General features: G+C 78.8%; 1 protein-coding gene. It reads right to left on the minus strand.

All coding sequences use genetic code 11. From position 1 onward, the window contains the following. A partial coding sequence (locus tag KVS67_RS11980; RefSeq protein WP_217565446.1) for an ADP-ribosylglycohydrolase family protein occupies positions 1-274 on the minus strand: 274 nt, incomplete at both ends.

Consider the following 274-nt stretch of genomic DNA (forward strand, 5'->3'; position numbering starts at 1 on the left):
TCCTCGCCCAGGCCGTCGAGCCACGCGCGGGCGTGCGCGACCGCGGCGGCCAGGTCCAGGCCGCGCAACAGGGCCGCGATGACGAGGGCGTACGCGGCCGCCGCGACCCACGCGGTGGGGTGGCCGTGCGTGAGGGCGGCCCCCTGGCGGGCGAGGGACACGACGTGCGGGTCCTCGTGCCCCGGCACCATCCCGTACGGGGCCGAGCGCATGACCGTCCCGCAGCCCTTCGAGCCCGGGCTGTGCGGGTCGCCCGGCAGGCCCATCCCCGGTT

The sequence above is a fragment of the Micrococcus sp. GbtcB5 genome, from assembly GCF_019091605.1.
Lineage (GTDB): Bacteria > Actinomycetota > Actinomycetes > Actinomycetales > Micrococcaceae > Micrococcus > Micrococcus luteus.